28 protein-coding genes and 5 tRNA genes are annotated in these 22,469 nt (G+C 49.8%); 5 read left to right on the forward strand and 28 right to left on the reverse strand.

Annotation, left to right across the window (positions count from 1 at the left end; all coding sequences use genetic code 11):
- Window positions 1-104: 104 nt before the first annotated feature.
- A complete protein-coding gene (locus tag HY455_00075; protein MBI4117934.1) occupies window positions 105-1,502 on the reverse strand; it encodes a ComEC family competence protein in 1,398 nt (465 codons plus the stop codon).
- A 332-nt stretch (window positions 1,503-1,834) separates the two neighbouring features.
- Between HY455_00075 and HY455_00080 the strand changes: the two genes are divergently transcribed.
- From HY455_00080 to HY455_00090, 3 genes are read left to right on the forward strand one after another with little or no spacing between them, the layout of a single operon-like run.
- Window positions 1,835-2,545, forward strand: coding sequence for a hypothetical protein (locus HY455_00080; GenBank protein ID MBI4117935.1), 711 nt, complete (start codon window positions 1,835-1,837; stop codon window positions 2,543-2,545).
- On the forward strand, window positions 2,535-3,134 hold the full coding sequence (locus HY455_00085; GenBank protein ID MBI4117936.1) for a hypothetical protein: 600 nt from the start codon (window positions 2,535-2,537) through the stop codon (window positions 3,132-3,134). The genes HY455_00080 and HY455_00085 overlap by 11 nt, the downstream gene beginning before the upstream one ends.
- Window positions 3,131-3,799, forward strand: coding sequence for a hypothetical protein (locus tag HY455_00090; GenBank protein ID MBI4117937.1), 669 nt, complete (start codon window positions 3,131-3,133; stop codon window positions 3,797-3,799). The genes HY455_00085 and HY455_00090 overlap by 4 nt, the downstream gene beginning before the upstream one ends.
- Window positions 3,800-3,898: 99 nt before the next feature.
- Here the strand turns inward: HY455_00090 and HY455_00095 are convergent, their stop codons facing one another.
- The 3 genes from HY455_00095 to HY455_00105 form a co-directional block, all read right to left on the reverse strand.
- Window positions 3,899-4,354 carry a ribonuclease HI family protein gene (locus tag HY455_00095; protein ID MBI4117938.1) on the reverse strand — a complete coding sequence of 152 codons (456 nt, stop codon included), beginning with the start codon at window positions 4,352-4,354 and terminating at the stop codon, window positions 3,899-3,901.
- Between the two features lie 22 nt (window positions 4,355-4,376).
- Window positions 4,377-6,077 (reverse strand): single-stranded-DNA-specific exonuclease RecJ, encoded by a 1,701-nt coding sequence (recJ, locus tag HY455_00100; protein MBI4117939.1) that lies wholly within the window; start codon window positions 6,075-6,077, stop codon window positions 4,377-4,379.
- A gap of 76 nt (window positions 6,078-6,153) precedes the next feature.
- On the reverse strand, window positions 6,154-6,948 hold the full coding sequence (locus HY455_00105; protein ID MBI4117940.1) for an SIMPL domain-containing protein: 795 nt from the start codon (window positions 6,946-6,948) through the stop codon (window positions 6,154-6,156).
- A gap of 58 nt (window positions 6,949-7,006) precedes the next feature.
- Between HY455_00105 and HY455_00110 the strand changes: the two genes are divergently transcribed.
- Window positions 7,007-7,780, forward strand: a complete 774-nt coding sequence (locus tag HY455_00110; GenBank protein MBI4117941.1) for a ZIP family metal transporter — start codon at window positions 7,007-7,009, stop codon at window positions 7,778-7,780.
- A gap of 7 nt (window positions 7,781-7,787) precedes the next feature.
- Here HY455_00110 and HY455_00115 read toward each other — a convergent pair whose 3' ends face one another.
- The 24 genes from HY455_00115 to HY455_00230 all read right to left on the reverse strand — a co-directional run bounded on the left by HY455_00115 (window position 7,788) and on the right by HY455_00230 (window position 22,253).
- On the reverse strand, window positions 7,788-8,216 hold the full coding sequence (locus tag HY455_00115) for an NUDIX domain-containing protein (GenBank protein ID MBI4117942.1): 429 nt from the start codon (window positions 8,214-8,216) through the stop codon (window positions 7,788-7,790).
- Window positions 8,217-8,221: 5 nt separating this feature from the next.
- Window positions 8,222-10,141, reverse strand: coding sequence for a cadmium-translocating P-type ATPase (gene cadA, locus HY455_00120; protein MBI4117943.1), 1,920 nt, complete (start codon window positions 10,139-10,141; stop codon window positions 8,222-8,224).
- An 84-nt stretch (window positions 10,142-10,225) separates the two neighbouring features.
- On the reverse strand, window positions 10,226-11,329 hold the full coding sequence (locus tag HY455_00125) for a DUF2914 domain-containing protein (GenBank protein ID MBI4117944.1): 1,104 nt from the start codon (window positions 11,327-11,329) through the stop codon (window positions 10,226-10,228).
- 49 nt (window positions 11,330-11,378) lie between these two features.
- Window positions 11,379-12,389 carry a cation diffusion facilitator family transporter gene (locus tag HY455_00130; GenBank protein ID MBI4117945.1) on the reverse strand — a complete coding sequence of 337 codons (1,011 nt, stop codon included), beginning with the start codon at window positions 12,387-12,389 and terminating at the stop codon, window positions 11,379-11,381.
- A 35-nt stretch (window positions 12,390-12,424) separates the two neighbouring features.
- Window positions 12,425-12,499, reverse strand: a tRNA-His gene (locus HY455_00135).
- Between the two features lie 72 nt (window positions 12,500-12,571).
- Entirely contained in the window at window positions 12,572-13,408 is an 837-nt protein-coding gene (locus tag HY455_00140; protein ID MBI4117946.1) for an aminotransferase class IV family protein, read from the reverse strand.
- A 101-nt stretch (window positions 13,409-13,509) separates the two neighbouring features.
- On the reverse strand, window positions 13,510-13,887 hold the full coding sequence (locus tag HY455_00145; protein ID MBI4117947.1) for a response regulator: 378 nt from the start codon (window positions 13,885-13,887) through the stop codon (window positions 13,510-13,512).
- Between the two features lie 42 nt (window positions 13,888-13,929).
- Complete coding sequence (locus tag HY455_00150; protein MBI4117948.1) at window positions 13,930-14,457, reverse strand: PH domain-containing protein; 528 nt, start codon at window positions 14,455-14,457, stop codon at window positions 13,930-13,932.
- A 12-nt stretch (window positions 14,458-14,469) separates the two neighbouring features.
- Window positions 14,470-14,754 carry a DUF1905 domain-containing protein gene (locus tag HY455_00155; protein MBI4117949.1) on the reverse strand — a complete coding sequence of 95 codons (285 nt, stop codon included), beginning with the start codon at window positions 14,752-14,754 and terminating at the stop codon, window positions 14,470-14,472.
- A tRNA-Leu gene (locus tag HY455_00160) sits at window positions 14,755-14,838 on the reverse strand.
- Window positions 14,839-14,923: 85 nt separating this feature from the next.
- Complete coding sequence (gene rplS, locus HY455_00165; protein ID MBI4117950.1) at window positions 14,924-15,397, reverse strand: 50S ribosomal protein L19; 474 nt, start codon at window positions 15,395-15,397, stop codon at window positions 14,924-14,926.
- Window positions 15,398-15,420: 23 nt separating this feature from the next.
- Window positions 15,421-16,146 (reverse strand): RluA family pseudouridine synthase, encoded by a 726-nt coding sequence (locus HY455_00170; GenBank protein MBI4117951.1) that lies wholly within the window; start codon window positions 16,144-16,146, stop codon window positions 15,421-15,423.
- A 20-nt stretch (window positions 16,147-16,166) separates the two neighbouring features.
- Window positions 16,167-16,838: a di-trans,poly-cis-decaprenylcistransferase gene (gene uppS / locus HY455_00175; protein MBI4117952.1), complete on the reverse strand. Its 672-nt coding sequence runs from the start codon at window positions 16,836-16,838 to the stop codon at window positions 16,167-16,169.
- A 4-nt stretch (window positions 16,839-16,842) separates the two neighbouring features.
- Complete coding sequence (locus HY455_00180; protein ID MBI4117953.1) at window positions 16,843-17,118, reverse strand: acylphosphatase; 276 nt, start codon at window positions 17,116-17,118, stop codon at window positions 16,843-16,845.
- A 22-nt stretch (window positions 17,119-17,140) separates the two neighbouring features.
- Window positions 17,141-17,935, reverse strand: coding sequence for a sulfite exporter TauE/SafE family protein (locus tag HY455_00185; protein ID MBI4117954.1), 795 nt, complete (start codon window positions 17,933-17,935; stop codon window positions 17,141-17,143).
- Between the two features lie 2 nt (window positions 17,936-17,937).
- On the reverse strand, window positions 17,938-18,156 hold the full coding sequence (locus HY455_00190) for a hypothetical protein (GenBank protein MBI4117955.1): 219 nt from the start codon (window positions 18,154-18,156) through the stop codon (window positions 17,938-17,940).
- Window positions 18,157-18,160: 4 nt separating this feature from the next.
- Window positions 18,161-18,233: transfer RNA gene (locus tag HY455_00195), tRNA-Val, on the reverse strand.
- 179 nt (window positions 18,234-18,412) lie between these two features.
- Window positions 18,413-18,484: transfer RNA gene (locus tag HY455_00200), tRNA-Arg, on the reverse strand.
- A gap of 41 nt (window positions 18,485-18,525) precedes the next feature.
- A complete protein-coding gene (locus HY455_00205; GenBank protein ID MBI4117956.1) occupies window positions 18,526-18,861 on the reverse strand; it encodes a hypothetical protein in 336 nt (111 codons plus the stop codon).
- A 12-nt stretch (window positions 18,862-18,873) separates the two neighbouring features.
- Window positions 18,874-19,494: a hypothetical protein gene (locus HY455_00210; protein MBI4117957.1), complete on the reverse strand. Its 621-nt coding sequence runs from the start codon at window positions 19,492-19,494 to the stop codon at window positions 18,874-18,876.
- Between the two features lie 9 nt (window positions 19,495-19,503).
- Complete coding sequence (locus HY455_00215) at window positions 19,504-20,088, reverse strand: hypothetical protein (GenBank protein MBI4117958.1); 585 nt, start codon at window positions 20,086-20,088, stop codon at window positions 19,504-19,506.
- A gap of 29 nt (window positions 20,089-20,117) precedes the next feature.
- The gene (gene pilM / locus HY455_00220) at window positions 20,118-21,218 is read right to left on the reverse strand and encodes a type IV pilus assembly protein PilM (GenBank protein MBI4117959.1); all 1,101 of its coding nucleotides are present in this window, start codon (window positions 21,216-21,218) and stop codon (window positions 20,118-20,120) included.
- 40 nt (window positions 21,219-21,258) lie between these two features.
- On the reverse strand, window positions 21,259-21,876 hold the full coding sequence (locus HY455_00225) for a DedA family protein (protein MBI4117960.1): 618 nt from the start codon (window positions 21,874-21,876) through the stop codon (window positions 21,259-21,261).
- Window positions 21,873-22,253, reverse strand: a complete 381-nt coding sequence (locus HY455_00230) for a pre-16S rRNA-processing nuclease YqgF (protein ID MBI4117961.1) — start codon at window positions 22,251-22,253, stop codon at window positions 21,873-21,875. Before HY455_00230 ends, HY455_00225 begins: the two co-directional genes overlap by 4 nt.
- A 49-nt stretch (window positions 22,254-22,302) precedes the next feature.
- On the opposite strand from HY455_00230, the gene HY455_00235 reads away from it, so the two are divergent.
- A tRNA-Ser gene (locus HY455_00235) sits at window positions 22,303-22,387 on the forward strand.
- Window positions 22,388-22,469: the final 82 nt, after the last annotated feature.

The raw sequence follows: 22,469 nt of genomic DNA on the forward strand, positions 1-22,469 counted from the left end.
CGCATGCTCTATCTATTTTTGAGTATACACTCCCCTCGCTAAACGCCTAGCCGCTATCGAAACACGGAACAAAAAACGTTATTTGTAAACCCCACAATAGAAAATTATATCGAGGCAAACGGCAGCTCCGCAAACAACTTCACAATCCAAAGCTCATAATCGAGCAGGATATATGACACAAGAGCGAAGGGCCAAGCAACGGCGTCGCTCACAAAACCAAGAGCCGCAGCGAGAAAACCGAAGAGCATGGTGTAGGGAATGGTCGGAAGCACAAGGATGTTTGTAACTGGGGCAATAAGGGACACCTGACCCATCATGTATATGAGGAGTGGCAAGACAAAAAGCTGTGTCGAGATGGTTGCGATTGCCGCCTCACGAAGACCGAGCTTTGTCGGCATCCATCCAAAATATTTTTCAATCCTTGGCGCTAACTGTATAAGACCGAGTGTCGCGAGAAAAGAGAGTTGAAACGACGGATCAAACATGAGTGTGCGCGGATTCCACAAAAGCATGCCGAGGCCTGCGACAAAAAGTGCGATGGTGATCTCGTACGCACGACCAGTTGCTCGAGCGAGAAGAATGAGGAGCGCCATGACGCATGCGCGGACCACCGTCGCTCCAGCTCCGGTCATGACGGCAAATGCAATAATGGTCGCTCCCGCAGCGCCAATACCGAAAAAGCGTGGGGCTAGCAATTGAAAACCGCGCGCAACGTTTTCCGCGACGATAGTGATGTTATACCCGGATAAGACGACAATGTGAATGATTCCCGTTTCCCGGAAGGCCCCCAAGAGGTCTTCCCCGAGCGATTGCTTAACGCCGAAGTTAATTCCAGCAAGAAGTGAGTTATGCGGTTCGGGAAGGAGACGCGCCGTGTTCTCAATCATTTTGTGTTTGAGCGAAAACAAAAATCCCTTTATCGGGTTCCCCCTCTCGTGAGCGACGAGTTCGATACTCGGATAAAAAACTTGGTAATGTATGTTGTCTTTTGCAAGGTACGCGACGTAGTCAAAGGGGCGGCCAGGTTCTTCTTCGTCTCTTACAACATTCTTTGGCTTCTGGAGCGTCCCCCTAACCACGAGCTCATCACCGTAACGAAACTCGGGATAATGTTCGGCAGTGAGAAGTATCTTTACCCCCTCTGGCGTCTTGAACAAAAGTTTTGTATGGGTCTCTCGAATATCCGGCTCATCAATAGTAACGCCCTGGAGTACAACGTGTGTCTCGGTTTTTTGGTCAAGCGCAGGATTACCTTGGCGCATGTCAGTAACATCATAGCGGAGCATACCAAACCCCACCGCGAACAGGGCAACTCCGGTGACAAGTGCCGCATGAAATACTATTCTCCTGTTCGAGCGAATTAGAGAATAGTAGAAGAAAAAGACCACCCCAAGAAAAACAACAAAGACGGAGAATGCGCCGCCAAAGTTATAAACGCTCCGAAACGCAACACCTACAGCAAAAGCAATGATGAAGAGGAGAAGCCATGTGCTTTTGGACATGGCATTACTATAGCGCAGACGCAAATGAATCTCTACGCCTTTACGGACGTGGAGATTCATTTTCTAGAACCCACGGTTCTAGAAGCGCGATGCTCCCGTTCTGCTCGCATCGCTTAACTCCTCCACGGGGAACCTTGCAGGTTCCCCGACCCCTTCCGGCATTCCCGCATTCATCCGACGCTCTTACGAGCGTGGTATTCTGCGGAAATTAACAAAAGGCACCCCGCCCCGTGTCTATCCCTCACGCTATCAGGGTTGACTTATCTCTATGTAAGGAACTACACTGGCATTAGATATCTTGACAACCGTAAGGAGATTTTGCCGTGGGACGCATGGATATTCGAGACCTTGGAAGTGGCGGGAATACTGAGTATGTCATGTTTATTCGGATGTTGATTCTTAACTCATTCTTCGTTGCAATTGCGTTTTGGGCATATGTTGAGGGATGGGTTGGGGCAGTGCTTGCAGCCGATAGTGTTTATATTTCGCGTGGCATTGCGGGGCTTGGCCTCTTGGGCCTTGTCATGATTACCGCCCGCATATTTAATGTTTCCCAAGAACTTAATATTGCCCGAGGATACCGCCGACGCGTGGGGAACAGCGCGGGGAACACGCAAGAAAAGGTAGACGCGTGGCTCCGGTCCACCCACTCACGAATCGCCCTCTTTGTTGATGCATACCGCTCCGCAAGGGCGGAAGATAAACCAGTTTTGCTTGAACAATTCCGTCTTACCATGACAAGCAAACTCCAGATCTTCAGTTCGATTGCAGAATGGTTGGTTGTTCTGGGATTGATTGGCACGGTAGTTGGTATCAGAATTGGCACTGGAGCAATTGACCCAACCGCATTCCGAGACATCAACCTGGTCGTGCCACTTTTGAAGAATGTAATCGGAGCATTCTATATTGCATTCGACACAACGATTGTGGGTGCCTGTGCCGCTTTGTGGCTGGACGCAAACCTGAAATGGATTTTGCGCCCTGGCATGGCCCAACTTGTGAACGAAGCAGTTAGAATAGGGGTTACTCGCAATGGAAAATGAATCAGGGGGCCGCATTTCAGGCGTGGTCTTACGTGATCTCCCCTTCGCTGTGGCATTCGTCTTCATCATCTTGTTCGTCTTTCTTGTGCCATTCATTAACCCTTCTCAAGAAGAAGACGTGATGATAAAGATGCCAGGCAATATCATGATACAGATTGTGTGGCAAGACAATGTTGATGTTGATGTTGATCTTTGGGCGCGCGCACCCGGTGATGAGGTGATTGGTTATTCAAATCGTGCTGGCCAGACATTCAACCTTTTACGAGACGATTTGGGAACTCTCCGCGATACAACTCCTTATAACTACGAGGTGATGTTCGGACGAGATATGCCGAATGGGACGTACACTGTAAACGTGCACCTGTACCGAAACGGGTCGGAATCACTTGAAGTTCCGGTGTACGTCGATGTGTACATAAGCCGCGGAAGTAAAACTGTCTCCATCGCAAAAAAAAGTGTTGTGCTTAGCTATTTGGGTGATGAGATTACCGTTGTAAATTTCACCATCGAGAATGAGATTCTCATTGGGCAACCAAATAACGAATTCACGCCACTCAGAAGTCAAGCGCTATTCGGAGGGGCCCCATGAACGAGTTCATGATTGATATTGGCCCGTATTTCCTTGGGTCACTCGTTATTGCCTTCGTCCTCGCCATTGTTTCGGCATGGTGGAATCGTTCTGTGCTCTCAAAAGCTGCTGCTTTTGCCGCATTAGCGACAATGGTCTATCTTGTTTTTATGGCAGTTACGGCCACAAACAACAAAATAGATTACATCGTAAACAATCTTCTCTCGAGGCCAAAGGTTGTCACGTTTGAGGAACTCCAGGCGATGCTCCCAGAGGGGCACACCGGACACCTTGTGCTTTATGGAGAGACAAAAAGCAATGCTGGAGTTTACCTGCTTTTGCGCTCGCCTGGTGTTTCCGAACCTCGCTACTATCTCTTGCTCGCTGATGAAAAAACACAGGAAGAGTTTAAACGAGCGAAGCGTGAAGCTAAAGACAAACAAACCCAACTTCTTCTTGGAGGAAGGGTCGTGAGGAAGGGCGTGTTGGATGCCAATGACGGAAGATATGGTGAAGAAGGTGCGGCGAATGAAAGAGAGTGGGGCGAAGGAGGTGGTTACATTATGGAGGGAGAGAATGTTTTTCACCCGGCTCCTATAGCAAGGGGGCCTGAAAAACCGCAGTTACGGCCACAAGACGAGCCCGTCATTCTCCGTACACCTAGCGGGGCCAACCCAGGTCCGTAACGCACTGCGAATTTTTTAGTGTACACATCCCCACTCATTGTGGGGATTTTATTTTTTATTTCCTCGAGCGAAGAGACAATATGGGGGTTAATCCCTTTATTATTTTGAGGTAAATAAGGTCTTTGCCTTTCTTTCCACCTCATCCATTGCCTCATTCGAGAGGGCGTCTGCCTCCGTGTTTTCTTCGCGACGTATGTGTGTGAAGGACAAACGTGGAAAATCGGCCACCTTGCTATTCCAAACTTTTATGAACTGTGGGAAAAGAGTTGGTTCTTTAATCTGATACTCCCCGCGCAACTGCTTGATAATGAGCTCACTGTCTGACCGCACCTCGACTTCTGTCTCTCCACGCTCATCTTTGGGGATTATCTTCTTTAATTCTTGGAGCGCGTGGGCTACCGCTTCGTACTCTGCCCAGTTATTTGTCTGCGTGCCTAGTGGCAGAGCGATTTTCTTCAAAACCCCTTTCTTTTCGTCTGTAATGACAATTCCAGCGCCGGAAGGACCCGGATTGTTTCTTGCTCCCCCATCAGTGTAGATAGTAATTTTCCGCATGATTAATGATGCACCAAGAATATCACTCCTCTCCAATATCTACAATTCGGAGGCGCAAACTGTCGCGGCCGGCAAAGACATTCTTCTCGATGTGGGCGGAGAACTGTACGTACTGCCCCACCGCAAAACGACCGAGTAAGTGTTCTGCAAAAAATTGTATTGCTTCTATCTCTCTGCCAAAGCTATTTGCAAAGATAAGTTTGAGATGGTTCTTTTGCTTCCCGAAGCCCTCGACACGCCTGACCTCCGCATTCCGAAAAAGAAAAAGTGGTTTGGGGTTGCCCATCCCATAGGGCGAAAGCTTCTCTATAACGCCATACGCCTCCCTTGTTACATTGTCGAGCGAGAGTGTTGTGTCTGCTTCCTGCGCCCCCTTTCGCTCTCGACGCGGTACTGTGTTACTTGCCTCCGCAAGGGCATCGGCAAGGAGGTGTAGCTTGTCCCTTCTTACCGAAAAGCCGCCTGCGCATTCGTGTCCTCCGTACGCCGTGAGTATCTCATCGGCACATTGCATAAGCTCGAGCAAATGGACACTGCCATCTGAACGGCACGACCCCTTGAGGGTCCCATCCCCGCCCTCGCCCCACAAAAATACCGGGCGCGAGAATTCCTGCATAAGGGTGTTCGCCGCAAGTCCAAGTAGGCCCGGCTGCCAATTCGTGTTACCCAAGACAAGGACCGATTTGAGTTGGGACTCCTGAAGGCGTGCGCGCGCCTCCTTTACGATAGCCGCGACAAAACCCTTCCTTTTATTGTTCAGTACCTCAAGTTCTTTGGTAAGGGCGAGCGCTTCTGCATCGTTTTCTGTCGCAAGTAGGCGAAAAGCTTTTTCGGGAGAATCCATCCGCGAAGCGACGTTGATACGCGGCCCAATAACAAACCCGACATCATCTTCGGTGAGTAAGCTCTGTCTCACGCGCGCCGCACGCAAAAGTTCCTGGAGTCCCTTCCTCCTGTTCCGCTTGAGCACTGCGAGTCCATAGTAGGCAAGGGCCCTATTTTCCCCACGAAGCGGCACCATGTCGGAGAGTGTCGCGATACCCACCATATCTAGGAGCCACTTTTCCCAACCATCGTGGACCACAAACACACCTTCTTCGTTTCCTCTACGCAAGACTGCTGTGACGAGCTTCCAGGCAACTGCCGCTCCACATAGGTCCTTGAATGGATATTGGTCCCCTTCTTGTTTCGGGTTTATGATCGCGTATGCAGGGGGCATCTCCTGCGGCAGGTGGTGATCTGTTACGATGACATCAATGCCGAGCTCGTTTGCGCGCTCAATCGCCTTAGAGTCCGCCATGCCACAGTCGGCGGTGATAATGAGAGCGGTCCCCTCGCCCGCAAGCTCCTCAACCGCGCTTACGTGTACGCCAAACCCTTCGTTGTGGCGATGCGGAATATAATTTCTAAAATTAGAGAAACCGATTTTCTTAAAAAAGTCGTGGAAAATAATCCCGGCAGGAATACCATCCGTGTCATAGTCGGTATATGCAACAATCCGCTCGCCACCCTTCACAGCCTTGAGAACGCGCGAGACACTTCGTTCCATGTCCTTTAAGAGAAACGGGTCATGTGTGTGGAGGTCGTAGTCAGGGTTTAGAAAAAACTCGCGCTCATGCTCTTCAATCCCGCGATTTTGAAGGAGGAGGGTAAGTAGTTCTGAAATCTCTGTTTGAACGATTTCTTCGCGTTCACCTCGAGATACTGCCGCGCCGTATGTCATCTCGATATTGTAGCGCACTTTCCGAACAGATTGTTAAAAACAAAAGCCCCCTGATTCAAATCGGGGGGCTTTTGGGTTAGTCAATCGCGTAGGTAACGTTCACATTCACCATTACTGTGTTTTCTCCCACAGGAAGTTCCGGAACTGGTGGGGCTCCCTTTTCCATATCGCCCCCCATGCCAAAGGCCGCCTCACGAGCAAAGTAAATCGGGCCGCCTCCTGATTCATAGAAGTTTACGACTTTCACAAGCCGTACATCGAGGTCGTCTGCGAGCTGTTTTGCTTTGTCTTCTGCGTCTTCAATCGCTTCCTTCCGTGCTTCCCGTCGTACTTCGTCTTCATCTTCAACGGTAAAGTTGATGCTAGAGATATTGGTTGCGCCACGGCTCCCGAGTTGTGCGATCATCTCACCTGCCTTGTCCGTCTTTTTGGTTTTAACAGAAACCCAATGAGACACCTCGTACCCAATAAGCACGCGCTCGCCAGTCGGGAATCCTCTATTGTTCTGGTAATCATAGCGCGGGGAAATGTTGTAGCTGGTGGTCTTAAGATTTTTCTCTTCTACTCCCGCGTCCTTAAGGTACGAGAGGAGGGCATTGCTGGTTTCTGTCACCACTCGTTGCGCGTCTGCGATTGTTTTTGCTTCTTCGATAACAGCAAAGGAGAATTCGGCCGTATCAGCGACGACAAACGCTTCCCCGGATCCGGAGACAGTAATCGTCCGTGTAAACTGGGCGTCTTGACCAATAAAGCGAAGCGCCTTCAATTCACCCGCGAATGACGCGAGCAAGAAGAGTGCTCCGGTAAAAAGAAGCGCGATAAAGCCATAACGTATAACCTTGTCATTCCCCATTTCTTCGAAAGTTATCATAGATGATTAAATACTATAGGGTTTAATACTCTTTATTCCTTCATGGTATCATAAACTCATGTCAGAAATCTATCTGTATACATTGGGGAGTGTCGCTGCCGTGAGCGCCATCTCCTTTGTGGGCCTGTTTGCTCTTTCGTGGAAGGAGCGCTTTTTGCGGAGCATTATTTCTTTTTTGGTCGCACTCGCTGTCGGGGCGCTCTTGGGGGACGCATTTATTCACCTTATTCCGCAAGCGTTTGCCGAAGCGGCAAATCCATCTTTTGTTGCAATACTTATTATTGCCGGCATTGTCCTGTTCTTTCTTCTTGAAACATTGGTGCATTGGCACCACGCGCATAGCCTAGAGTTGAGTGGCGAATCTCGAAATAGCGCAAAAGGCGTGCATATACATCCCACTGGCTATATGGTTCTCGTTGCCGACGGCTTACATAATTTCATTGATGGCATCATCATTGCGGTTTCTTATCTTGTTTCTATCGAAGTTGGTGTCGCCACAACAATTGCTGTCGTCTTGCACGAAATTCCCCAGGAGATCGGGGACTTCGGTGTGCTCTTACACGCAGGATTCGGAAGGATGCGGGCGCTTTTTCTTAACTTCGTCTCTGCAACACTTGCCATTTTAGGAGCAATCATCGCCCTTGTGGCGGGCGAGAGTATCGAGCAGTTTGTCTTTTGGGTGCTCCCGCTCGCAGCTGCAAGCTTCATCTACATCGCAACCGCAGACCTCTTCCCCGAGCTTCGTACTGCATCAAAACCAGTCTTTTTCCTGCAACTGTGCGCAATTATTCTCGGCGTTGCCGCAATGTATCTCCTTGTATTTGTTGAATAGCTAGTGGCTAGGCGTCAAAAAAACGTTTCCCGGTCTTGAGCGCCTCCATGTGTGCGTGAAAAGCTTTGTACACAGGATTTGGGACATGCCTGGGGTCGTGCCACTCCCACCCTTCACACCTATCTCTCTCCATAACCTTTGGTTCACCGGCCTTCCAATCGGCGGTGAGAGCAATATCAATATAATGATGTGGCGGATAATCTTTCATGTTCAGTACATGCAAAAACTGAATGTTCTCAATTTCAATCCCGGTTTCCTCCAACACTTCCCGTATCCCACAATCGACAATAGCCTCCATGTATTCAAGGTGGCCACCCGGAAGCGACCACTCCCCTTCGCCGTGAACTCCTTTGCGCTTGCCCATTAAAATCTTGCCATCCTTGAAAACGATGACCCCGACACCAACCTTTGGATAATGTGCGTGAAAATTGTCCATGGATATTACGCATTTCGCAACAGTGAGGCATTTATCGCGACGATAACAGTCGAAAGCGACATTAAGACCGCGCCGACGGCCGGTGAAAGCACGATACCTGCACTATAGAGAACCCCAGCCGCAAGAGGAAGCGCGACAATATTGTATCCTGCCGCCCACCAAAGATTCTGGATCATTTTATTATATGTTTTACGAGAAAGTTCCATGACTTGAACGACATCGAGCGGGTTGTTGCGTACCAAGATGATACTTGCCGTTTCTATAGCAACATCAGTGCCAGCCCCTATGGCAACACCGATATCCGCCTGGGCAAGCGCGGGGGCGTCATTTACCCCGTCCCCAACCATTAACACTTTTTGTCCCTCCTCTTGGAGGCGCATAATGACTTCGGATTTTTCGTGGGGCAATACTCCTGCGAAATAGTTATCGAGACCGAGTTCTTCGGCAACACGTTTTGCAACAGATTCATTGTCGCCGGTTAACATCACAACGTGATGCCCTTTTTCTTTAAGCACCCTCACGGCGGTGCGGGCTTCCGCACGTACCGTATCGTCAAGGGCAAGGAAACCTATCGGCAACCCTTCTTTCAAAACAAATACTGCGGTTTTGCCTTGAGCCAACACCTCGTCTGCGCGTTTTGTATCATACGACACGCGTTGCTGTTTTACATACGCTTCGGAGACCACCTGCACCAACACTCCCTTCACTTGCGCCTGGAAACCACGCCCGGGAATAATGCTTTGATGTTCCGCTGGGTAGGTTTCCGGAGCCGCCTTAACGATTGCCTTAGCGATTGGATGAGACGAACCCTGGTCAACACTCGCCGCGTACTTTAAAACATCTTCCTTTGAATATTCTACAAACGGAACGACATCACTTACCACAAAAGCCCCTTCGGTTAATGTCCCTGTCTTATCGAACACAATCGTAGTGACACCGCGGGCGGCTTCAAACGCCATGCGATCTCGTATCAAAAAACCTTTCTGAGCTGACAAAGAGGTGGAGAAGGCGACAACAAGCGGTATCGCGAGGCCGAGTGCGTGCGGACAGGCAATCACGATGACCGCAATCGCACGCTCAACCGCAAAACCAAGAGGCTGGAGCAAAAAGAGCCAGGCAAAAAGAGTAACCGCCCCCCCGCCCAAAGCGACGACGGTGAGCCACATCGCGGCCCTGTTTGCCAAGTCCTGGGTCTTCGACTTGCTCTTCTGTGCCTCCTGCACAAGCGTCACCACATATGAAAGGTAGGTGTCTTTCCCCGTTTTTGTCACCTGCACAATGATAACAGCCTCTGCATTGAGGGCTCCTGCAATAACGCGACTTCCGGTTTGTTTTGAAACAAGCTTCGACTCACCTGTTAGCATCGATTCATCAACTGCCGTGAGACCCTCGACAACAACACCGTCGACAGGGATCCGCTCCCCCGGCTTAATGATGACCTCGTTCCCAATGTGGAGATCGGCAATGAAGACCTCGGAAACAGAACCATTGGCGTTTCGTAGGTGAGCGGTCTTCGGCAGAAGCCCCGCAAGTTCTTCGAGCGTGCGTGATGCGCCCATGACGCTCCGCATCTCGATCCAATGCCCGAGGAGCATAATATCAATAAGCGTCACAAGTTCGGAGAGAAGCTCCTTCCCGTTTCCCGCAAAGCCCAGAACAACTGCTCCGCTGTAGAGGAAGGCGGCCGTAATTGCCGCCGCAACTAGGGTCATCATCCCCGGCTGGCCATTTTTTAGCTCACTCCACGATCCCCTGAGAAAAGGCCAACCACCATAAAAATAGATAAGCGACGCGATGAGAAAAGCCAATTCAAAGCCGTACGACACCTGCAACCCAAAGAGAGACTGCGCGTGCGGGGAAAGCGCGAGTACTGGGAGCGAGAGAACAAGCGCTACCCAAAAGCGCTTTTTAAAATCCTCCGCCATGTGGTTTCCATGCGTTCCGTGGGGAGCCCCATCATGACCCGAGTGTTCTGTGTGCATACTGACAGTATATAAGACGAAGTGCTTTTATTCACCCTTTTTGGCGACAAGCTCTGGGGTCTCTGACACATATTCAAGAATAAACTGCGCGCGACCGAGAAGTTGCCCCCGCCCCGTCTTTGCATTGACGCGCCATCGCCCCGGAGCAAGGTTCTCTATGAGGGAATATCCTCGGTACCCGCCGTCACGTCCGCCAAGAATTGGGAAGGGGATGCGGGATGCAATGACCCATTCCCCCGTCGTATCATCATAGTGCTCCCACTCATGCACGATTGAAGTTGCAAGATCTGTCGGCGCAAAGATGGAACTGTAGAAAAAGACCGGGGCATGAGGTGTAATATGCACGATTTCAGGGGATAGCAGTGTCGCGAACCACAACCTCTTTTCGTCTCGAATGATATACTCATCTCCAACTCGTCGAACTTGATGGGCCACCTCTGCCCCCTTGAGCGAGAGTGGTATGGGCGGAATAATATTGGCAAAATAAAGCACATTCAATGCGACAAACATCGTTCCGATGCTCAGGACAAGGTAGCGCTTGCTCTCGGCGATACGCGCCGGGATGAAGAGGGCGAGGGCAAGAACGAATCCGGCAACAAGCGCGAGGCTTATTGCGCCGCTAAAGAGAAATATTTCTCCACCCATGGCACCCAACACTATCGGGACGTAAAAAATGGTAAATGAGAATAATACAAAATAGAACATGCTCACCTGGAAGACGAGACGCTGGTAGCGGGCTCTCAAAAACTCATTCCCAATAAGGAGGGCAATCAGGAATATGAGAAACGGCCAACTTGTGACGAGTGATGCGCTCTTGCTGTAGAAAATGAAAAACCCGGAAAAAAGAGCTCCGAAGGAAAATTGCATGAGAAGCGGCGCAACCCTCCGCATGAATGGTCGCGACTGCGCGGCGAGCGCTTTTCCTTCGTAGAAATTAATAAAGGTGATGCAGGCCGCGACAATGACCAAATGCGTCACAATCACAAACTGCTCAAAGGCAAGATCAATACGCCTGAGCGTCAACGTATCAACGATAAACCCAAGAATCAGTGCGCCAGACAAAAAACGTCCTTCATATCGGAAATACCATGACTCAAACTTTTTTGTTGTCCCCTTCAGTTTGCTTAACACATTTACTACTTCTTACTTCCTGTGGGCCTGAGGTGGTCACAAGGAGTGTTTAATTTATTTCGATATCAATATACTTGACCGAGGGAACCGCGGCTATGATCTTCTTCTCTACTTCATCAATCTTCCGACCCACGAGGCGCGGGATGTGGTTCGTCTGGTACGCAATGAACCTTTTGAACTCTTCATAGTCGTCTTTAATGATCTCGTATTCCCCCTCAAGATCCCCTCGATCAAACACTTCTTTGATGAGTGCCGCTCCATTGAATTCTATTTCGCACTTTATCCGGTACTTCCCAATATCGAGGACTTCTGATTTGAAATCAATCACCTTTTCGATATAGGGCTCCGCAACGAGCATTTCCGTGATTTGTTCTGCGAGTTCCTCTGGAATACTTTTCCCTATGAGAAATTCTCGATTCTTTTTGATGAGAAAAACGGCGATAACGGCCAAGATAAGCCCGACAATAATAGAACCAACGGCATCCCACAAATAGTTGTGCGTGAAATATGAAAGGGTGACCGAGCATAAGGCTACGATTACTCCCAAGACGGCAGCTGTGTCTTCGTACACAACAGCGATGGTAACTGGATCTCCGTGCTCAAGTGCCTCAACAAATGTCTTTTCTTTGTTATGCAGTCGCAGTTCTTGAGCCGCCTTGTACAGGGTAAACGACTCAATAACAAATGCGGTGATGAGAATGGCAAATATTGTGGTGCTTAGCTCCGCTTCATGGTGCGACAGAAGGGACGAGATACCATGATACACAGTAACTCCTGCACCTAAAAAGAAGATGCCGCATGCCGAGATGAGCGCCCAGAGGAACCGCTCGTTCCCGTAGCCATATGCGTACTCCTCGTCTGCAACACGGGTTGAACTACGGAGTCCAATAAGGAGGAGAGATTGGTTCATGGTGTCCGCTAAGCTGTGCACCGCCTCGCTAAAGAGAGAACTTGAGCCAGAGAGAAAATATCCAATAAACTTAAGGACTGTTATGCAGGCATTCCCTCCCAAAGCAAAAATGACCGAGGTAGTACCGGCTATTGCTTTATTGGGCTTCATAGAGAGGAATTATACCACACTGGAGATGATGCTTTTGGGGTGCCCAAAGGGATTCGAACCCTTTCTGGATCCTTCACAGGGATCAGTGCTAACCGTTACACCATGGGCACCATCTTCTACTATCTTCTACTAAACGTGTGGTAGTGTACCATGAAAAATGCGGGGTGAAAATGGGTAGCGTGCTACCAGCCGCCGCGTTCAACAAGACCTTTAAAACGAGACATCATTTCTTTCGTATTCTCCCCAACAACACCATCACCGATTGTGTGGGCATCAATGCGTGTAACCGGCACAATGCGACGCCCCGTTGAGGTGATGAACGCTTCGGTTGCTTCACTCAAAACTTCTTCGAGAGACAATTCGCGCTCTTCGACCTCAAACGTATCTCTCGCCAACTTAAGTGTGGCGTAACGAGTGATGCCTTGGAGAATATTCTTTTGCGGAGTGATGAGTGTGTCGCCCTTAAAAATACAGAAATTGCACGTTGAAGCTTCGAGCACATTACCCTCCCATGTGTAGAGGATCTCATACGCCCCAGCCTTCTTCTTTTTGCCCTGGAGAAGGACGGGGAAAATATAATTACTTGTTTTTGCTTCCGGGAAAAGACGTAGGTGCTCTGCCGTCATGAGCTTTACTCCTTTTTCATAGGCTTCCTTCTTCGGACTAATGTCGCCTTGGAGAAAAATGAAGAAGGTTGGCGTCTCTGGGTTGAAGATAAGACCATCGATTCTTCCGGCGTTGAGTACCGCGCGAAGAGAACAGTCTTTCATTTTGTTCTTCCGGAGCAAGAGCCCCACCTGGCGCCTGAACTCATCCTTTGAGAGCGGAATTCTTAAGTTAAGTTTCTTTGCGGAGTTCTGAAACCTGTTCCAATGTTCATCAAAAAGGAAAATCTCGCCGTCATGGATACCCATAAAGTCGAAAATCCCATAGCCGCGCAAAATCCCCCCGTCACTTATGTGCAAGGTCGCGTCATCGCTCGGAATAATCTTTCCGTTAAGGTAACAATACTCGTGCATATAGGTAGTATATACTCTGTAACACTCCGAAATCAAAAAACGACATCCCCCTTCGCCTCCGCCAGACGGCGGATGGCGAATGGTGGAGCCGCTTAAACCATTCACAACTTCAGTATCGCGATGAGCCGACGAGGAAGGTCGCGTTTCTGACATTCGTGGGTGCATCCCATCGCTACGCAACGCATGCGAACAAACTCATCACTTGAAACAGAAATCATTGGACCCGTAAATGTGGGACTAAACTCCTTAATGAGGGCGAGCGCTTCGGGTACCGTGCTGTGACCACTCAAATAGCCATCCAAGACGATCGCAGCGAGATCAGGATTGGCCTTGAACTGTTCTATCGCCTCATCAACAGTAAAAGCCTGAACTATCTCTACTTTATCGCCCAAGTCTGCAAGCTGCAGTTTCCACGCCGCGTGGACACCCCTTTCGTCATCAACAAAAAGAACCTTCGGCTTCATTGGATTCCTCGCCATGTTTGCTCCCTAGAGGATACTCCTCAAAGAAGTGCGGGGCAACTAGAGACCTTGCCCCGCTCCTTTCCTCGCACGATGGACGAGTTCATCGCGAAGTTTTTCTGCAACCTCCCTTGAGAGACCAGGGAGGGTCCCCTCTGCTCCAACCCCCCAGACACCACGACGACGAACAACTGCGCTAGCTCCCGCTGTTTGAATCTCGAGATCGGATAAGCCCAATAGCCGAGCAATAATCCCGCGATGAATATCGACGTTTTGGATACGGTTGTAAGGAATGGTTACGTATGTTTTCCAGATGATGCCGTGCTCTTTGCGAAATCCTTCTTCGCGGAGTTCGTAGCGAACAAAATGGTAGGTAAGTTTGGCAATAACCCAGAGGAGAATAATCACAAGTACCCCAAGGGAGAGCAGTCCACCCCACCACAGTACGGGTGATATTTCGAGTTCTTCCAGTAGTACCGCACCCTCGTCCCCCAAAAAGGAAAAGATGATGATAATTATGGGTAAACCAAAAATGAGCAGGTTTTGAATGAAAAACATCAAAACGGCTTTAGGGTCGAGTTGTTGCATGTGTAAAGTATATCACTTGCTCGCTAAAACGTAACGAACAGTTACCTCTTCTCCGATGACGAGGGACTCTTTTCTGCAGACCGACTTTTTTATCGGGATGAAGTACTGTTTGCCTTTAATAGGAAAGAGTGAGGTCCGCCACGTCGTCTTGCCAACCGTCGCCATGACAGGGATGCTCCCCCACCCACCGCGCGGCACATCTGGCACCTTCGAGTCCGGAATAGGGACATAGGTCCACGGCGCCTCCATTGGGAACACGTGGAGTTTTTCTTTTACGACAAAAGCCTTAGTAACCATTGGTGCGCAGGGGGGGATTTGAACCCCCAAGCCTTGCGGCATACGCCCCTCAAGCGTACGTGTATACCGTTCCACCACCTGCGCATACTTCAATCTCTACGTGGTTTCTAGTATATGGTAAATCGCATGGTTCGTAAAGAAAACGACCCGTTTGAGACGGATCGGTTCCTTACTCCTTCTTTGCTGGTTCTGCGGCCTCTGCTTTGACTTCTTCTGCCGGAGCTTCCGCGGTTACCACTTCTTCTTCCATGGCTTCTGTGGGTACCATCTCTTGATATTTGACGGTTGCGAAATCGGAGAAGCGCTTCATCTTGCGACGGGTATCCTTTGCTGTCTTTTCGCGAACATAATAGAGTTTGGCGCGTCGCGTCTTTGAACGGCTGAGGATCTCAATCTTATCAATCGTTGGAGAGTATAAAGGAAAAATCTTCTCTACGCCGACACCACTCGCAATCTTGCGCACCGTAAAGGTAGCGCCCGACTCTGCGCCGTGCTTGCGTGCAATGACGAGACCCTCGAAGGCCTGGAGACGAGTTTTGTCCCCTTCTTTGAGCTTAACCCACACCCGGATCGTGTCGCCGGAGCGGATGTCGATCTTTTTTCGCTCTTTAATATTAACGGGGGAAAAAGTAATAGTAGTCATAGACAATACGCCACTCTAACAGATTATCCGCGGCTTTGCAACCCTGGGAATTGGGCATGTACGAACCGCGCAAATTCCTCAGGCAGAGGCGCTTCGAGGCGCATACGGGTGCCGTTTGGGTGCGTTAACGAAAGCCCTAAGGCGTGAAGCGCGAGACGACCCATCTCTCCTGGGCACTCGCGTCTTGGCGCATAGAGCGGATCACAAAGTATGGGGTGCTCAATCGACTTCAGGTGGACACGCAGCTGGTGCGTACGACCCGTTTTGGGGAAAAGCGCCATATACGAATAGGCTTCAGAGGTACCGAGTGTTCGGTAGAGCGTCTTTGCTTCACGCCCGTCTACGCCGACTTTCCTCCTTCGATAATCTCTTTTGCTTCGAGCAATGGGGGTGTCGATGACGCCCTCTTTCTTACTCACATTGCCGTACACAATGGCACGATATTCTTTTTCTATCTCTCGCTCTTGAAATTGTTTCTTCAGTGCGAGGTATGCGTCTTGCGTTTTTGCGATAAGCAAGATGCCGGAGGTGTCTTTGTCGAGTCGGTGCACAATACCGGGGCGATTGATAATGGCGCCGTCGGGCAAGACAAAGGGCTCTCCGACTTTCCCGATCTCTGGATACCTCTCCTCGATCCAGGTAACAACTGTTTCTTCGCTACTCTTTTTTGATGGCGAGTGCACGAGTAAACCCGCCGGTTTGTTCACCGCAACAATATACTCATCTTCATACACAATTGCTATGGGCATAGTAGAGAAACGAACGCCTGTTACTTGCCGCGCCGACGCGAGCGTTCGGGAAACTCTTTTAAAATAGCATCAAATTCTTCTTTCGAAAAATCGGGCCAATAGCTGTCGACAAAGAAGAGCTCGCTATACACCGACTGCCATGGGAGGAAGTTCGAAAGTCGCTGTTCGCCGCCCGTGCGAATAATAGCGTCTGGATCGGGAAGATTGTTGGTCCAGAGATGCTTCGCGAATGTTTCTTCGGTAAACCCTAGACCTTCGGCAGAGGCCTTGCGTGCGGCCTCGACAATCTCCTTGCGTCCGCCGTATGAGATTGCGACAGCAACGGTAATCGCTGTATTGTTTTTTGTCTTCTCCTCCAGGTCGCGCACGAGCGTTTGGATGTTCTGCGGAAGTCGCTCTCGCTCGCCTATGCACACGATGCGCGCGTTTTCTTTTTGCAGTTGACCAAACTCCTCTTTGAGAGCAGTCTCAAAGAGCCGCATGAGATACTCGACCTCGTTCTGCGCGCGATTCCAGTTCTCTGTCGAAAAAGCATAAAAAATGAGTGTTCCGATACCCGCCTCTCGCGCCCACGAAACCACCTCTTTCAACTTTTCGTAACCACGACGATGCCCTTCAAAGACAGGGAGACCATGCTCCTCTGCCCAGCGGCGATTGCCATCCATAATAATACCAATGCTTTGGGGAATCATATGATTAATATACTATGGTAAATCCTCGAAACTCCTGTGTTGGGGAACGCCAGGCGACCTTAACATTATCCACGCGCGAGAGTAGCGAACCTTTGTGGAGATGCTCAACAAGTTTCGCGAGGCTTTCTTCGTCTCCCTGCGCCACAACATAGACAGAACCATCTTTGATATTTTGTACAAAACCGAGAAGAGAGAGTCCGCGTGATTTGCGTTGCACAAAATCACGGAACATCACCAATTGCACCCTGCCCGTTATTTTTGCTTCAATTTCTTTTTTCATCTTGCAATCAGGGGCTTATGCATTAGAACAAGCTATAGATGAGATAGGTGAGATATAGAGAAACCACGGTCAGGAGCAACACCCTAAGGTATTTCTCGGGCACCTTGCGGATGTGCCTGGTCATGAAGTTCGCACTGATAAACGAGGCGACAAAAATCACGAGGAAATGGGGCCATGCGATGAGCCCGGAGAATGCCGTAACGACTGTTGAAAAGAGTGTTGGCGGCAACGCGATAAGACTTGCGAGACCAAGACCCTCAACGAAACTTATGCGAAGGATGCTTTGGTATGCAAACCGACTGAATGTCCCGACTCCGACACCACTCACGTTTCCGTACACCCCAAGTATAAACATCAGGGTAAAGATGAACGGGTAGTGTCTCATGCTAAGGTGTACATTCTCTACTGCTTGCATCTCTGCCTTCTTCCCAATCAACACATATATCAAGAGCACGGAGAGACCCAGTATCAAAACCGCTTTCAAAAACACAACAGGGATGTAGATGAGGAATGCTGTGCCGATGACCCCACCAACAAACATGGGGAGGGCTAACATAAAGAGCAGTTTCTTGTTGCTCAGCACCTTCCGAGATGACGCGAGAACTATGCCTATATCTGCCCCTTGTGAGCCGCCGATGTCTGTCGCCACAACGACTGCGAGCGGCAATCCAATAGCCGCGAGTGTAAACTGTATAAGCACGCCCCCGCTTCCGACGATTGTTGCGTAACCCTCACCGATAAACCCAGCGAGGAAACTTGCGAGTAAATGCCAGACTTCAAAATACGGCGGCAGAAGATGCAAGAGAAAATCGGGCATGATTACTTAGTGCTCTTTTCTTTTTTGATTTTAGCGAGCTCGACGGTTGCCGAGATAATAAACACCGCTTGGAGTATGACGAATATTATTTCGTCGATTGATACGCTGTATATAAGGAGTGAGATACCACCAATGATAAAGACGATGTTTTGCTTCACCTCATCACGCACCCACAGTGCACAAGAAACTGCCAGCAACCCAAAAATGCCAAAAGTGATCATACGGTGCGCGGTGAGGGACTCGAACCCCCGACATCTTCAGTGTAAATGAAGCGCTCTACCAACTGAGCTAACCGCGCATATTACTTTCGAGCTTAGACCTGCCAAAACAGCTAACTGCACATTATATCGAGCTTAGACCTGCCAAAACAGCTAACTGCACATTATATTGAGCTTAGATTTATCAAAACAGCTAACCGAGCATATTACTTCCGAGCTTAGACCTGCCAAGACAACTAACCATCCTTGTCTCTAGCTATCCCCCCGGCAGGAATCGAACCTACATCAATGCCTTAGAAGAGCACTGCTCTATCCATTGAGCTACGGGGGGTATCATACAACACGCACCGCGCATTGTACCTCGTTTCCGCTTTATTGTGAAGGATCGCTCATGCGCGGCGGCGGTGTCGTAAGGAGTTCCACAAGCGTTGCTTCTTTTGCTTTGTAAATCTCTTCGAGATCCCCGATATCTTCAATGCTGAGGGCGGTCTCTTCGCTCTCACTCAACGCATGCGAGGCAAATACCTCTCCATCGGAAATCGCAATAAACAAATACACACCAACGCCCGCAGACAATATAAGAAGAACGAAAAGCCCAACAACAAGAAACATCCAGTCACGATACGGGGATGGTTCCGTTTTTGCGGAATCATAATCAAAAACCCCCTTAATGCGTTCGACGATATTTTTTGTGCTTAAGGTTTTCATTTGTTGTGCACGTTACGCGGCGTCCTTTGCAATAAAACTTTTTATATCCATCATGAACGCGCCCTCCCATGGGCCAACGCGCTTCCCGTCTTCAAAACCACCATCTGTGTTCCTGATGACAAACTGCTCAAGTGCCGTGTTGTAGGGAAGCGTTTCAATAAGGGCGAGTAGGTAGTACACACTTCCGAACTCCCCATACACCTTGAACCGCACTCTAAGAAACGGATTTGACCCACCACCGCGTTCGATAGTTACGTGTTCAATGGTGGTTGTCACCCCCGCGCGCCTCCCGACAGTCTCCATCTCTTGGAGGAACAGCGCAACATTATTTTCTGAGACAAAATATTTCTCGAGGGCGTCGCGGGTCGCCTTCGTTTCAGTAAGCGCATGTCGTATCGCGCGATATGTTTGTTCCTTCTTTGCCTCGCCTCCAAGCTCTTCGAGGAGTGTTGCTGTTGTGACGCTTTTCTTTATGATCGTATACAATACGGTGCCATACGCACCAATCGCTATCGTGATGAAAACCATGAGCAACACGAGTAACCGAACACCCTTGGAAAGTCCGCGCGGACGCCCCGCTCTTGGTGGCGCGGTGGAGGGGTCTTCTTTTGTGTTTTGTCTTTCTTGGTCCATGATACGAGACTACTCTCCAAGCATCTGTTCCTCGCCTAAACGATAGGTAAGCGTAATCGAAAAGGGAATATCAACACTCTTTGCCAATTGTTCCACGGGGAGCGCAACCTTGCCCACAAACGAAAGACCTTGGAGTCCCTCGGAAAATGACAAAAGAGAAGCGCGGTTCTCGCTCACGCCGCGTACGACCAACGTCTGGGTGATTCCCTTCGGTTTTTTGGGCTCCTCGCGGTAGAAAAACTCCTCAATAACGACCCCTTTCTCCTGCTTCCCAATAACAGCCTTCACTATTTCGGTGTGGGTAAGGAGAACCCTCTCTTCTCCCCTAAGAAGCCCTGTTTTTTTCTTTGCGGCACGGGACTGTTCTGTAACGAGCGCTTTCTCAGCCCGCTCTGTTGCTTCGCGTGCAATAGCCAGCCGCTCTCCCGCGGCACGTATGTTCACTTCACCCAAAAAGAGGGCTGGCAAGGTAAAAAGTGTACTCAACGTGGCGAAGAGTATGAAGAGGATAGCGGCAACAGTAAGGAGACGCCCCCGATATCGTCGGTAGACTGCTCGTTTCTGTATTTGCGGAAGAAGGTTAATTGATGTCATGCATTAGTAACAAGGAGAATCGCGAGGGATTAGAGATGGGAACGCAAGGCAAGGCCTATGGCGGTGACATAACGAAGCGCGTGATTCTGTGAAATCGGTGGGACATATTTTTCGGTCGACGCAACGTTCTTCCACGGGTTGCCGAGAGTTACCTTCATACGCATCGTAGACGACAGGTATTCGGGGAGTCCGGGTACGTTTGCCTCTCCCCCACAAAGAAGAATCTCAGCCTCCTCGCGACGCCCGGTTACTGGGATGTTCTGATGTGTGTGCCAATAAATATAGTGCCGCTGTACCTCATCTCTCAATGCGCTGACTGTGGGCTCAAGGATAGAAAAGAGTGCGTCTTCTTTGTTGCCGTGCGAAAGTCCTCGTGTTTCTTTATAGCGTTTTGCTGTCTCCCAATCGAGACGCATTTTCCGTGCAATGACTTCGGTCAACATGTTGCCGCCAACTCGGAGTGTCGCGGTGAACCGCACGACACCTTCGGAAATGATGGAGACGCTCGAGCGCGTGGCGCCGAGGTCGACAATCATGTACGTCTTGCAGTCCCCAGGCGAGAGAAGGGCGCGAGCGAGCGCGTGGGCCTCGAGTTCAAACGAGAGCGGGACAATACCGGTGGTCGAAAATAACTCGACATACTCCTCAACGCTTTTCCTTTGCATCACCGCGAGCCCAACATCGTGCACATGTGCTTTCTTGCGGGCCTCCTCATCGCCGCACGTGATGAGTGAGTAGTCAAAAATAGCATCCTTGGGAGAGAGGGGTACATGTTCTTCGAGTTGGAGCTCTACTGTGGAATAGAGCTCGCGCTTGGCGACACGGGGAATTTGGATTTTTACGAGATAGCTCTGCTCTTCTGACAACGCAACACGCACGAACGAGAGGGTAAACTCACGCTCGAGCCGGAGGAGTTCCGTCTTCAGGGCGCGCGGGTTCTTAATCTCCCCCTCAACAACAATCCCTTCGGGGAGAGTCCTCTCCCCGAAACGGCTAAGTTCTAGATGCCCGTTTGCGCTTTTGAGCTCTGCAAATCTAATAGAACGATCTGATATGTCGAGCCCAACACTCGGCATGAGCAAAGACTTCGGCGGCGGGAAATATTCGAAAAAAAGATTGCTTGGACGCATCACTTTAAGTATAGCAAACTACGTTGCGCAATTGTGGACTCTACTTCACTAGCAAGAAGGCAACAATAAGGAGTAGGACGAGTGCGATGGTACCAATGTTGAAATAGCGATACGCCAGATCTGTCGCCTTCTTGCCCCATAGTCGCATGAAGAGCCCTATCGCAAAGAATTGGAGGCCGCGCCCAACGAATGACGCGACAACGAAAGTGAGGAGATTAATCTTAAAGAAGCCCCCCGCAATGGTAAAAACCTTAAACGGAATGGGGGTAAACGCGGCGGTGAAAAGGGCGAGGAAGGCATTGTCCGCAAAAAGTTTCCCCGCCTGCGCAAATGCGTCTTCTAGGCCGTAGAACGCGATGAGCGGCGCGCCAATGAGGTCAAAGAGGAAGAAGCCCACCGCGTAACCACCGAGACCACCCAAGACAGAAGTGACGGTAGTGAGGAGGGAGAGGTACACCCAGCGGCTCACATCGGCCATTAATACGGCAATCAGGAAAAAGGCGATCGGAACAGGAAAAAAGATTGACTCAATGAACGAAAAAAATCCAAGCCATGCGTGTGCGTGCTTGCCTTGCGCATGCCTCACAAGCCACGCATGAAACTGCGCTTTATAGTGTTCTTCTTTCGCACGAAATGACGTGAACCGTTCTTGTATCATTTGTTTTTATCGATGAAGTGTTGGAGGATAAGCGCCGCCGCAGAAGCGTCTAAGTCTTCGCGCTCTCCTTGATAGCGCTTCGCCTCGGCAGAGGTGAACATCTCTGATTCGAAAGAAACAGGGAGACCAGTTTTTGACTCCAGTTCTGTTTTAAACTGGCGAATTTTCTCCATAATGGGATTTTCGCGTTTGCTGTAGCTTATGGATTCTCCAATGATAATGTGCCTCACTCCTTCAGTGCTTGTTATATCGACAATCTTCCCTAAAAGATTCCTGTCGGTCGGTACTACTGAATGCGGAAAAGCAATGGTTCCTTCATCATCAGAGAGAGCTACCCCTGTCTTGCGGGAACCGTAGTCAATGCCCATGTATCTCATAGAGGTAGTATATGATATATAGTATATGGTATAAAAGCGGGATATATAAGGAGGGGTGGCAGAGTGGTCTATTGCACTGGTCTTGAAAACCAGAGCACCGCAAGGTGCCGTGAGTTCGAATCTCACCCCCTCCGCAGATCGAACGCAGTGAGAGCTGCGGAGGGGGTGAATTGTGAAGGGGTCGGGAAACGGTAGTTTCCCGTGTAGGAGAGCAGT

The organism is Parcubacteria group bacterium, from assembly GCA_016204045.1.
GTDB lineage: Bacteria > Patescibacteriota > Minisyncoccia > Phycocordibacterales > UBA2135 > JACQLQ01.

Bases quoted from the DNA above. Each gene is read 5' to 3' on its own strand.
- HY455_00075 (MBI4117934.1), bottom strand. From the start codon at position 1,502: ATGTCCAAAAGCACATGGCTTCTCCTCTTCATCATTGCTTTTGCTGTA.
- HY455_00080 (MBI4117935.1), top strand. From the start codon at position 1,835: ATGGATATTCGAGACCTTGGAAGTGGCGGGAATACTGAGTATGTCATG.
- HY455_00085 (MBI4117936.1), top strand. From the start codon at position 2,535: ATGGAAAATGAATCAGGGGGCCGCATTTCAGGCGTGGTCTTACGTGAT.
- HY455_00090 (MBI4117937.1), top strand. From the start codon at position 3,131: ATGAACGAGTTCATGATTGATATTGGCCCGTATTTCCTTGGGTCACTC.
- HY455_00095 (MBI4117938.1), bottom strand. From the start codon at position 4,354: ATGCGGAAAATTACTATCTACACTGATGGGGGAGCAAGAAACAATCCG.
- recJ (MBI4117939.1), bottom strand. From the start codon at position 6,077: ATGACATACGGCGCGGCAGTATCTCGAGGTGAACGCGAAGAAATCGTT.
- HY455_00105 (MBI4117940.1), bottom strand. From the start codon at position 6,948: ATGATAACTTTCGAAGAAATGGGGAATGACAAGGTTATACGTTATGGC.
- HY455_00110 (MBI4117941.1), top strand. From the start codon at position 7,007: ATGTCAGAAATCTATCTGTATACATTGGGGAGTGTCGCTGCCGTGAGC.
- HY455_00115 (MBI4117942.1), bottom strand. From the start codon at position 8,216: ATGGACAATTTTCACGCACATTATCCAAAGGTTGGTGTCGGGGTCATC.
- cadA (MBI4117943.1), bottom strand. From the start codon at position 10,141: ATGGCGGAGGATTTTAAAAAGCGCTTTTGGGTAGCGCTTGTTCTCTCG.
- HY455_00130 (MBI4117945.1), bottom strand. From the start codon at position 12,389: ATGAAGCCCAATAAAGCAATAGCCGGTACTACCTCGGTCATTTTTGCT.
- HY455_00140 (MBI4117946.1), bottom strand. From the start codon at position 13,408: ATGCACGAGTATTGTTACCTTAACGGAAAGATTATTCCGAGCGATGAC.
- HY455_00145 (MBI4117947.1), bottom strand. From the start codon at position 13,887: ATGGCGAGGAATCCAATGAAGCCGAAGGTTCTTTTTGTTGATGACGAA.
- HY455_00150 (MBI4117948.1), bottom strand. From the start codon at position 14,457: ATGCAACAACTCGACCCTAAAGCCGTTTTGATGTTTTTCATTCAAAAC.
- HY455_00155 (MBI4117949.1), bottom strand. From the start codon at position 14,754: ATGGTTACTAAGGCTTTTGTCGTAAAAGAAAAACTCCACGTGTTCCCA.
- rplS (MBI4117950.1), bottom strand. From the start codon at position 15,397: ATGACTACTATTACTTTTTCCCCCGTTAATATTAAAGAGCGAAAAAAG.
- HY455_00170 (MBI4117951.1), bottom strand. From the start codon at position 16,146: ATGCCCATAGCAATTGTGTATGAAGATGAGTATATTGTTGCGGTGAAC.
- uppS (MBI4117952.1), bottom strand. From the start codon at position 16,838: ATGATTCCCCAAAGCATTGGTATTATTATGGATGGCAATCGCCGCTGG.
- HY455_00180 (MBI4117953.1), bottom strand. From the start codon at position 17,118: ATGAAAAAAGAAATTGAAGCAAAAATAACGGGCAGGGTGCAATTGGTG.
- HY455_00185 (MBI4117954.1), bottom strand. From the start codon at position 17,935: ATGCCCGATTTTCTCTTGCATCTTCTGCCGCCGTATTTTGAAGTCTGG.
- HY455_00190 (MBI4117955.1), bottom strand. From the start codon at position 18,156: ATGATCACTTTTGGCATTTTTGGGTTGCTGGCAGTTTCTTGTGCACTG.
- HY455_00205 (MBI4117956.1), bottom strand. From the start codon at position 18,861: ATGAAAACCTTAAGCACAAAAAATATCGTCGAACGCATTAAGGGGGTT.
- HY455_00210 (MBI4117957.1), bottom strand. From the start codon at position 19,494: ATGGACCAAGAAAGACAAAACACAAAAGAAGACCCCTCCACCGCGCCA.
- HY455_00215 (MBI4117958.1), bottom strand. From the start codon at position 20,088: ATGACATCAATTAACCTTCTTCCGCAAATACAGAAACGAGCAGTCTAC.
- pilM (MBI4117959.1), bottom strand. From the start codon at position 21,218: ATGCGTCCAAGCAATCTTTTTTTCGAATATTTCCCGCCGCCGAAGTCT.
- HY455_00225 (MBI4117960.1), bottom strand. From the start codon at position 21,876: ATGATACAAGAACGGTTCACGTCATTTCGTGCGAAAGAAGAACACTAT.
- HY455_00230 (MBI4117961.1), bottom strand. From the start codon at position 22,253: ATGAGATACATGGGCATTGACTACGGTTCCCGCAAGACAGGGGTAGCT.